The organism is Aeromonas sp. ZOR0001 (genome assembly GCF_000801015.1).
GTDB classification, from domain to species: Bacteria; Pseudomonadota; Gammaproteobacteria; order Enterobacterales; family Aeromonadaceae; genus Aeromonas; species Aeromonas veronii.
Genome location: NZ_JRJY01000011.1, coordinates 1 through 8,983, shown reverse-complemented (window position 1 = coordinate 8,983; position 8,983 = coordinate 1). Strand labels below are relative to the sequence as shown.

At 55.1% G+C, this 8,983-nt stretch carries 7 protein-coding genes and 2 pseudogenes; 5 read left to right on the top strand and 4 right to left on the bottom strand.

Annotation, left to right across the window (positions count from 1 at the left end; translation table 11 throughout):
* Positions 1-40: 40 nt before the first annotated feature.
* Positions 41-286 (top strand): annotated as a pseudogene (locus tag L972_RS02095) (replication endonuclease); the annotation flags it as partial.
* Between the two features lie 277 nt (positions 287-563).
* On the opposite strand, the gene L972_RS02090 reads toward L972_RS02095, so the two are convergent.
* The 4 genes and pseudogenes from L972_RS02090 to L972_RS02075 form a co-directional block, all read right to left on the bottom strand.
* Positions 564-1,739: a hypothetical protein gene (locus tag L972_RS02090; RefSeq protein ID WP_047434923.1), complete on the bottom strand. Its 1,176-nt coding sequence runs from the start codon at positions 1,737-1,739 to the stop codon at positions 564-566.
* A gap of 768 nt (positions 1,740-2,507) precedes the next feature.
* Positions 2,508-2,759: an ogr/Delta-like zinc finger family protein gene (locus L972_RS02085; RefSeq protein ID WP_047434920.1), complete on the bottom strand. Its 252-nt coding sequence runs from the start codon at positions 2,757-2,759 to the stop codon at positions 2,508-2,510.
* Between the two features lie 58 nt (positions 2,760-2,817).
* Positions 2,818-3,341 (bottom strand): annotated as a pseudogene (locus L972_RS02080) (phage portal protein); the annotation flags it as partial.
* Positions 3,342-3,359: 18 nt separating this feature from the next.
* Complete coding sequence (locus L972_RS02075) at positions 3,360-4,166, bottom strand: crotonase/enoyl-CoA hydratase family protein (protein WP_047434917.1); 807 nt, start codon at positions 4,164-4,166, stop codon at positions 3,360-3,362.
* A 168-nt stretch (positions 4,167-4,334) separates the two neighbouring features.
* Here L972_RS02075 and L972_RS02070 point away from each other — a divergent pair, with 168 nt between their 5' ends.
* The 4 genes from L972_RS02070 (at position 4,335) to L972_RS02055 (ending at position 8,817) form a co-directional block, all read left to right on the top strand.
* Positions 4,335-6,122, top strand: coding sequence for a putative nucleotidyltransferase substrate binding domain-containing protein (locus tag L972_RS02070; protein WP_047434914.1), 1,788 nt, complete (start codon positions 4,335-4,337; stop codon positions 6,120-6,122).
* Between the two features lie 2 nt (positions 6,123-6,124).
* The gene (locus L972_RS02065; protein WP_047434910.1) at positions 6,125-6,751 is read left to right on the top strand and encodes a 3'-5' exonuclease; all 627 of its coding nucleotides are present in this window, start codon (positions 6,125-6,127) and stop codon (positions 6,749-6,751) included.
* Between the two features lie 105 nt (positions 6,752-6,856).
* A complete protein-coding gene (locus L972_RS02060; RefSeq protein ID WP_040068110.1) occupies positions 6,857-7,168 on the top strand; it encodes a DUF485 domain-containing protein in 312 nt (103 codons plus the stop codon).
* Complete coding sequence (locus tag L972_RS02055; RefSeq protein WP_047434904.1) at positions 7,165-8,817, top strand: cation acetate symporter; 1,653 nt, start codon at positions 7,165-7,167, stop codon at positions 8,815-8,817. Before L972_RS02060 ends, L972_RS02055 begins: the two co-directional genes overlap by 4 nt.
* Positions 8,818-8,983 lie beyond the last annotated feature (166 nt).

The following is an 8,983-nucleotide window of genomic DNA, read 5'->3' as shown; positions in this document are numbered from 1 at the left end:
ATTCTACTTATGAGCACCTCAGTTTTTCGGGGGGATTACCGAGGGACTACAGCCAGCCGAACAGGGCCAGCTGGATGAATACGCGGTACAGGAAGACGATCCGGACTGGCCTATGCTGGTTGAGCTGTGCGGCGAGGTCTACCAGGCACAAGGCCACGCCGGGGCACACCGCTGGATCGAGATGCTGCCGGAGCCATATCAGTCGGAGATGTGGCGGGTGCTGGAGGGATTGGATACTCAGGAATGGCTACAAGGACAGAACGACTACAGCGAGGAGTGGACATGAACAGCAAACAGACCGTAAGCCGAGAAGAGTATCGCCGCTTAGATAATCGGGTGACCTGCATTCTCCAGCAACGCTGGCCAGCCAACTCGACCAACCAATGGGTGGGGATGCTACAGGACAAACAGAATACGGTGGCCTGTGCCACCGCATCCGCCCATAGGCCCTCGCTATTATATTGAACGTTATTGAATTCCCCCATAACCTTAGGAATAACTAACGAATAATATATAGTTATCTATATCTTTTTAGTTGAGGGATTTGTCCTATAGTGCCACAATTATCCATTTTTAAATGAGAGCGCAATGTTATTAAATGTACTAGCCTCATTTTTATAGAATTTTAAACATGGTGCTATGTAAAAAAAAGGATAGTCCTTCTGCGTTAGAGCGCCGATATTAGACACCAAAAGTAAACCATATATGTGTGACTGAGAAAAAATATTTTTTATTTTATTTTCAAATTGTTTGCTGGATTTTAACGCTCTATATGTATCTATATGTGAAATATGAACAAAAATCACCCCCGGCCTATCAACTTTAAATTGTCTCTTTGTAACATCCTTACATTTATTCTCAAACTCGCGAAGTAAAGATTTTTTTAAATTAGCAGTAATGCTCAATGCCACCCTACTATTTTCACCTACGGGCTCTGAAATAGAAAAGGCCAATTCAATCTCATCACCATTATTTTTCAGTTTTTCCCAGCACTCATTTTCATCAATGTTTTCCACATGTTCAAAAGTCTCAGTGTACAATGTGATTTTGTCTGAACAAAAACATTTATCCTCTAGACAATGAAATATTTCATCCAACAACAGATCTTGTTCACATTTTTCTTCTGGAAATTCGACTAAAAGTCCAACGGTAACAAATGTGACTGCATTTTTAGTTGGTTGCTTGGGATTTAATCCTCGCTCCAAAATAAGAGCGCTTAACTTCTGCGCTTCGTCAGCACTAATATTTAGTCCTTTATCATAAGAAAATGACTTGCATTCTACTTGAACCTCATGGCCATTTTTTCTTACCAAATAATCATATGTATCACCAGAACCGCTCATATCCATGTTTTCAACTGAGTATCCGAGTTTGACTAGATAGTGATTTGTGAAAACTTCGAATATTAACGCCCTCATGTCCTCTGACTCTTTAATGGCAGAACCAAATCTCGGCTTTAATATACCCTGTTCACTAGCGGACATTTTTACATATAATTCCAAGAATTTTGCACTATAAAAAAACGCTTCCGCAATTGCATTTTTTTCATATTGATCGCACCTATGAAAGCGTTTACTTTCCCATAGATATAATCCATAGGCTATAATTCTCTCGCCATATTTATTGATTGCGATATTTTTGTCTGCTGACATTTTTGACATTATTTTTAGCCAAGGTTTTTCTGGGTATACCTTGAGTAGTTCTCTATAAATCTGCTCATAGAGTTGTTGTATTTTCACTCCGCCACCCTTTTTTAATAAAAATGAGAAGAATAATCAATGGTCTCAAAATAAAACCTGACTATCTTTAGCGCATTCATAAAAATGATGATGTATATAATACACCTTTCCTTATATTTCATAATTAATTGAACTTATAAATAGAATATAGTCTCCTAACTTAACCATCTCGCATAATATTTAATTAAAACTACTCCAAATGGTACCAAATGACAACCACCCTCACCAGAAAAATTTTGTTCGAAGTTACTTTTATTAAGATATACAACAACGATATAACACTGAACAAGAATGACTTTGCAACCCAAACAGAGATATCTTATTAAACAATAAAGGCTCTGACAGAAAGTGAGGGATAACAAACAGGATCAGGGTCCAAGTGTGTGGCCAGTTCTTAACGTGGGAACCGTTCCCTGCCCTCCATAATTCACCAGCGTGATTTTCCACACATAAAGCGGGCTGGCGAAACTGGGCCTTGACTGCGCGCTAGGTGATGAAGGGCTGGGCTGGCCAACCCTACCACTATGAACCTCTGGTGAGCACTGGACGCTCGCAACAGACAGCCATGGGGGGAGCCCACCTAAGCGGGCTTGAACGCTAGGAAAAACAAAACTTCATACATAGGTGGTGGGGACTTATTTACGATATTTCGCGGCACATAAGGTCCTTGTAACAATACTCGCTTATGTTGCTTGCCCTGTCAGTCCTGACAACTAATAGATATTCGATGAATGATGTCATGCGTCTGCGGCACTTAAATCCATCTTGTTACGATCCATTCAATCCTTGCAGCACCAGCTGCCGCCCCTCTGGCGTTAGCGATCCCATCAAGCTCAGCACCAGCTGGTTGGTAGTCTTGGCCGAGGGGCTGAGGGTGTGTGCGAACGCCAGGGTGGCCACCCAGCTGTGGCCACACTCGGCATCGGTGCACTGGCAGTAGAGATCCGAGACATCGTCGCTCAGTCGGTTGGTCTTGGTAATGCGGCCCCGCTGGCCACACACTTTGCAATAAACCCGCATTACGCCCCCTTTTCTATCCAAATCAACAGCCTATCTTGCCATAGCAGACACTGTTTGTTTATACAGTTGAACCGATATTCTCCCGAAAATCGGCCCGCAGGGAGACGGGAGTCCCGCGCTGTTGATCATCCTGGATAAGCTCGCACAGCGGGAGCACCTCGTTGCGGGCATAGGTGGCATCGTACTTCTCGGGATCCCCGAGCCCTCCCCCGCCATTGGTCGGAATGATACCAGCCAGCGCCGCCGGGAAGCGGTGGCTGGTCAGTACATCCTGGGCGGTGATCCCCTTGATGGCCGCGAACTCGTCCTTGGTGGCGATATCCCCCACCGGGATCAACTTGATGCCATCAGGCTTGCCGTCCGGGATGTTCACAAACATGGAGCGGAAATTCCCCACCCCCTTGCTGCTCGCGATCATCTCCTTCATCTCCTCCTCGGTATCGTCATCCATGTTCGGGTCGGTGGCATAGAAGATGAAGCCCATATGGGCGCCGTTGAGGAAATATTTACGCCGAAACAGGGTGGCATCCTGGTTGAGCAGGGCCGATGCAAGCCACCCAAGTAGTCGGGCATACCGTAGATCGCTCGTGCAGCTCGCAGTCAGAGCGGATTGCGGCGCGGCCCGAAGGGCAGCCGCCAGCGAAACAGGCTGTTAAGGGTGGCCCGCCACTGATTGGGTCGCCCCAGGATCTGCTTTTGCAGGCGGGTCTCCTCTTTGAGCATGGCTTCATCGCTGCGAGCCCAGGCCTGACTGTAGAGCTGCTTGATCCCCGCCAAGGCATCGGGCGACTTGGTGATCAGGGTGCGGGCAAACTCCCGCGCCTCCACCAGCGGATCGGCGCAGACCCGGCTCACCATCCCGAGAGCTTTAGCCTCGATGGCATCGAGCTCGCGCCCGCTCATGGCCAGCTCCATGGCGGTATCCAGCCCCATCAAGTTGCGCATGGTGACACTGCCACTCATGTCGGGGATGATCCCCCACTTGATCTCCATCACCGAGAAGCGGCAATCGGGGGTGCTGAAGCGAAAATCGGCCCCGAGCGCAATCTGCAAGCCACCGCCAAAACAGACTCCCTGGGTCACCGCAATCACCGGCACAGGCAGCTGATGCCAGCCATAGGCGACCCGCTGGGCCAGATTGGTCGCTTCGTCCGCCTCGCGCTTGAGAATATCGAGCGCCGCCACTGGCTGCTTGAGCATGGATTTCACATCCAGTCCGGCGCAGAAGGCCCGCCCCTCACCATGCAGGATCACCGCCCGCAGCCCCTTTTGCTGAGCGAGTTGCGTCAGCGTCTCGTCGATGGCGCTGAACATGGCGCGGTCCAGCGCATTGAGTTTGTCCCCCCGCGTCAGCATCACTTCGGCAATCCCGTCGTGGATCTCGCACTTGACCCTTGGTTTTTCCATCTCCCTTGTCCTCTCCTTGATCCCTGAAACTGACTCACTGGTCATACCACCAAGTTATCAGAGTGTGAACAGGCGGTACAGCTGAGACTAAAGTCGGCTGGTCGCCTCCTCCTCCCTTTGTCACACTGGGAGCTGCATGAGTGCCGCAAGCCAGCAGAGGACGCTGTCATGTCAACCCTGTTCAATTTTGCCAGACCACCGTTCGACAGACTGGATGAGGAGGCGCGCGAGCGGCTCTCCCGTCACCTCTCGCTCTGCTATTTTCGGGCCGGGGAGCTGCTGCTAAAAGAGGGGGACGAGCCTCCCGGCCTCTATCTCGTCATCAAGGGTGCGGTGGAAGAGTCGGCACCTCACCACCAGTTTGGTGATTACGGGGTCGATGATCTGTTCGATGTGCGCGCCCAGTTTGACGGCCGCTGCCGCCACCGCTTCACCGCGCTGGAAGATAGCCTCTGTCAGCTCATCCCTCGCCACACCTTTCTGACGCTCTGTGAGCAGGATCCGCAGTTTGCCAGCTACTTCACCGCCAATCTGGCCGAGCGCCAGCGCCAGCAGGAGCAACGCGAACAACTGGGGCAGAAGAATCTGGCTGAATTTATCCTGACCCGCATCGAACCCGGCCACCTGCAGGCACCGCTTATCGTCGACAGCAAGCTGTCACTGCTGGCGGCCACCGAAGCCATGGTGAGCAAGGGGACCGATTGCCTGCTCTACCCGGCCCACGACGGCTCCCTCACGCTGGCAACCCGCAAGACCTTGCTCCACGCCCTGACCCTCAAGGGATTGCCGCTGACGGCCCCGCTCTCGGTGCTGACCCCCACGCCCCTGATTGGTCTGCCGCTGGAGAGCTATCTGTTTGATGCCCTGCTGCTGATGACCCGCCATCGCATCAAGCGACTGGTGGTGTGGCGCGGCAATGAGGTGGCGGGGATCCTGCAACTGACTCAGGTGCTGGGGCTCTTCTCGACCCACTCCCACGTGTTGACGTTGCGTATCGCCCGCGCCGACAGCCTGCCGGCACTGGAGGCGGTGGCCCGCGAGCAGCAGCAATTGACCCGCTCGCTGTTTGCCCAGGGGATCCACACCGCCTTTTTGATGAAGCTGATCGCCACCATCAACGAGCAGCTGATCGCCAAAGCCTTTGCGCTGGTGCTCCCCCCCGAGGTGCAGGATAAGGTCTGCCTGCTGATGCTGGGCTCGGAGGGGCGCGGCGAGCAGATCCTCAAAACCGATCAGGACAACGCCCTGATCCTGCCAGAAGGGCTGGCATGGCCCACCCAGGCAGCCGATCTGGCCGAATTCAGCGCCATGCTGGAGCGCCTCGGCTACCCGCTGTGCCCCGGGCAGGTGATGGTGAACAATCCGGCCTGGGTGAAAACAGGCAGCGAGTGGCAAAGCGCCATTGCCTGCGCCTGCACCACGGCAAAAGAGGATGAGCTGCTCTGGCTCGCCACCCTGGCCGATGCTCACCCCATCGCGGGGGATCGCCAACTGCATCTGCCAGTTGCCAGAGCGCTGCGCGAGCAGTTGGCGGACAGGCGGGATCTGCTGGCGGAGATGGTGCGACCGGCAGTGGCCTTTCATGCCCCCCTCACCCTGTTTGGCCGGCTGGAGCAGCCACCGGAAGGGCTGGATCTGAAGCGGGGCGGCCTGTTCCCGCTGGTGCACGGCATCCGGATGCTGGCCCTTGAGGCAGGCATTCTGGAGACTTCAACCCTGGGGCGTATCGACGCACTGGTGGCCGCCGATCGGCTCAGTGCCGACTATGGCAGCAATCTGGCGGAGGCGTTCCGGCTCTTTATCCGGCTGAGGCTGCGCAGCCAGCTAAAGGGAGGCAATAGTCGGGTGCAGACAAGCGAGCTCAGCCACAGCGAGCGGGACCTGCTGCGCCAGGCGCTGCATCAGGTGAAGAAGTTCCAGCAGTGGCTCACCTTGCACTTTCGTCTGAGACAATAGCCATGTTGAACCGCGTTCGACGCTACTGGTATGGCCGTGCGTTCCGAACGGGCGAGTTCGCGCCACTCTTTGCCACCCCACCGGAAGATGAACGGATCGCCCTCGATTTCGAGACCACCAGTCTCGATCCCGAGCAGGCCGAGATCGTCTCCATCGGGGCGGTGCGCATTCAGGGTAACCGGCTGCTGACCGGCGAGGCCCTCGCCATCAAGGTGCAGCCACCGGCCAGCCTGACCGACCAATCTGTGGTGATCCACGGTCTGCGCCATCAGGATCTGCAACAGGGAATGGAGCTGGAAGCCGCACTGCGCCTGCTGCTTCACTTTATCGGCCCCCGTGAACTGGTGGGCTATCACATCGCCTACGATCTGCGTATTCTCAATCTCGCCTGCCAGAAATTGTGGGGATTGACTCTGCCCCAGCGAGGGATCGAGGTAAGCCAGCTCTATCACGACCACCTCTATCGCCGCTATCCCGATGCAGCCATTGACCTACGTTTAAGTGCCATCTGCGGCCACCTTGAACTCCCATCCCTGCCCGCCCACGATGCCCTTGCCGATGCCACCACGGCCGCGCTCATCTACCTGCGCCTGACCTGCGGCTCGCCGCTCACTTATCCCAAAGTCTAATTGTCGAGAAATAACATTTAATTCACATTTTGCTTACATGAGCAGATTGCCTGCTCGTCGGGGTTACCCCATCCACCGCTGACACTCATGTCATGGAGAACTGCAATGGAACAGCAAAGCTATCTGAGGATCCAGCAAGATCCCAACTTCCAGGAGCTGGTCGCCAAGCGCCAGCGTTTTGCCTGGGCCCTCTCGGCTCTGATGCTGGGACTCTACCTGGCGTTTATTCTGCTCATCGCCTTTGCCCCCGGTTGGCTGGGCACCCCCTTGAGCGAAGGGTCGACCATTACTCGCGGCATTCCTGTCGGGGTAGGATTGATCCTCTCCTCCTTCGTGTTGACCGGCGTCTATGTCTTTCGCGCCAACGGCGAATTTGATGAACTGAACCAGAAGATCCTCAAGGGAGTGCAATCATGAAAGGCAAGTTGCTGCTGTTGACCTCACTGGCCTCCTCTCCCCTGCTGGCGGCCGATGCAATCTCGGGCGCCGTGGAGCGTCAGCCCCTTAATGTCGCCGCCATCGTGATGTTTCTGGTGTTTGTGGCCGCTACCCTGTTCATCACCTACTGGGCCTCCAAGCGCAACCGCTCGGCTTCCGACTACTATGCTGCCGGTGGCCGTATCACCGGCTTCCAGAACGGTCTGGCCATCGCCGGTGACTATATGTCCGCCGCCTCCTTCCTCGGGATCTCCGCGCTGGTCTACACCTCCGGCTATGACGGCCTCATCTACTCCATCGGCTTTCTGGTGGGCTGGCCCATCATTCTGTTCCTGATCGCCGAACGGCTGCGCAATCTCGGCAAATACACCTTCGCCGATGTCGCCTCCTATCGTCTCAAACAGACTGAAGTGCGCACCCTCTCCGCCTGCGGTTCGCTGGTGGTGGTCGCCCTCTACCTGATCGCCCAGATGGTCGGTGCCGGCAAACTGATCGAGCTGCTGTTTGGCCTGCAATACCATGTGGCCGTGGTGCTGGTCGGTATCCTGATGGTGCTCTACGTGCTGTTTGGCGGCATGCTGGCCACTACCTGGGTTCAGATCATCAAGGCAGTGATGCTGCTCTCCGGTGCCAGCTTCATGGCCATCATGGTGATGAAGTCAGTCAACTTCGACATCGGCGCCCTGTTTAGCGAAGCGGTCAAAGTGCACGAGAAAGGCTCCGCCATCATGAGCCCGGGCGGGCTGGTCTCCGACCCCATCTCCGCCATCTCGCTCGGTCTGGCATTGATGTTCGGTACCGCCGGCCTGCCCCACATCCTGATGCGCTTCTTCACCGTGAGCGATGCCAAGGAAGCGCGTAAATCGGTGTTCTACGCCACTGGCTTTATCGGTTACTTCTACATTCTCACCTTCATCATCGGTTTTGGTGCCATCCTGCTGGTAAGCACCAATCCGGCCTTCAAGGATGCCACCGGCGCCCTGCTGGGCGGCACCAACATGGCAGCCGTCCACCTGGCTGATGCAGTGGGTGGAAGTCTGTTCCTCGGCTTCATCTCTGCCGTGGCATTTGCCACCATTCTGGCGGTAGTCGCCGGATTGACCCTGGCCGGTGCCTCTGCGGTCTCCCATGACCTCTACGCCAGTGTGTTGAAGAAGGGCAAGGCCAACGAGACCGATGAACTGCGCGTCTCCAAGATGACGACTCTGGTGCTGGGTGTGGTTGCCATTGGTCTGGGGATCCTGTTCGAGAAGCAGAACATCGCCTTCATGGTCGGTCTGGCCTTCTCCATCGCCGCCAGCTGCAACTTCCCGGTGCTGTTCCTCTCCATGTTCTGGTCACGCCTGACCACCCGTGGCGCCGTCTACGGGGGCTGGCTGGGACTGGCGAGCGCAGTGACCCTGATGATCCTGGGCCCGACCGTGTGGGTGAAAGTGTTGGGCCATGCCCAGGCCATCTTCCCCTACGAATACCCTGCCCTCTTCTCGATGGGGTTGGCCTTCGTCGGGATCTGGTTCTTCTCCATCACCGACAGCTCCCAGAACGCCGCCGACGAGCATGCCAAGTTCCTGCCGCAGTTCGTTCGCTCCCAAACCGGGCTGGGTGCCTCTGGCGCCACTTCCCACTAACGGGCAGCCATCACGCAAAAGCCGGCTTCATGCCGGCTTTTTTTATTGTCATCAATCGGCTGCACGCCCCGCTTGCCCCGACTGTATGGAGATGGTATTCACCTGACAGTTGCCCACAAAATGGAGTGGTCATACGGCTTCAAACCGGATAACAAAACGGTACCCC

Coding starts and splice junctions, on each gene's coding strand:
- L972_RS02070 (WP_047434914.1), top strand. CDS start 4,335: ATGTCAACCCTGTTCAATTTTGCCAGACCACCGTTCGACAGACTGGAT.
- L972_RS02085 (WP_047434920.1), bottom strand. CDS start 2,759: ATGCGGGTTTATTGCAAAGTGTGTGGCCAGCGGGGCCGCATTACCAAG.
- L972_RS02060 (WP_040068110.1), top strand. CDS start 6,857: ATGGAACAGCAAAGCTATCTGAGGATCCAGCAAGATCCCAACTTCCAG.
- L972_RS02055 (WP_047434904.1), top strand. CDS start 7,165: ATGAAAGGCAAGTTGCTGCTGTTGACCTCACTGGCCTCCTCTCCCCTG.
- L972_RS02075 (WP_047434917.1), bottom strand. CDS start 4,166: ATGGAAAAACCAAGGGTCAAGTGCGAGATCCACGACGGGATTGCCGAA.
- L972_RS02065 (WP_047434910.1), top strand. CDS start 6,125: ATGTTGAACCGCGTTCGACGCTACTGGTATGGCCGTGCGTTCCGAACG.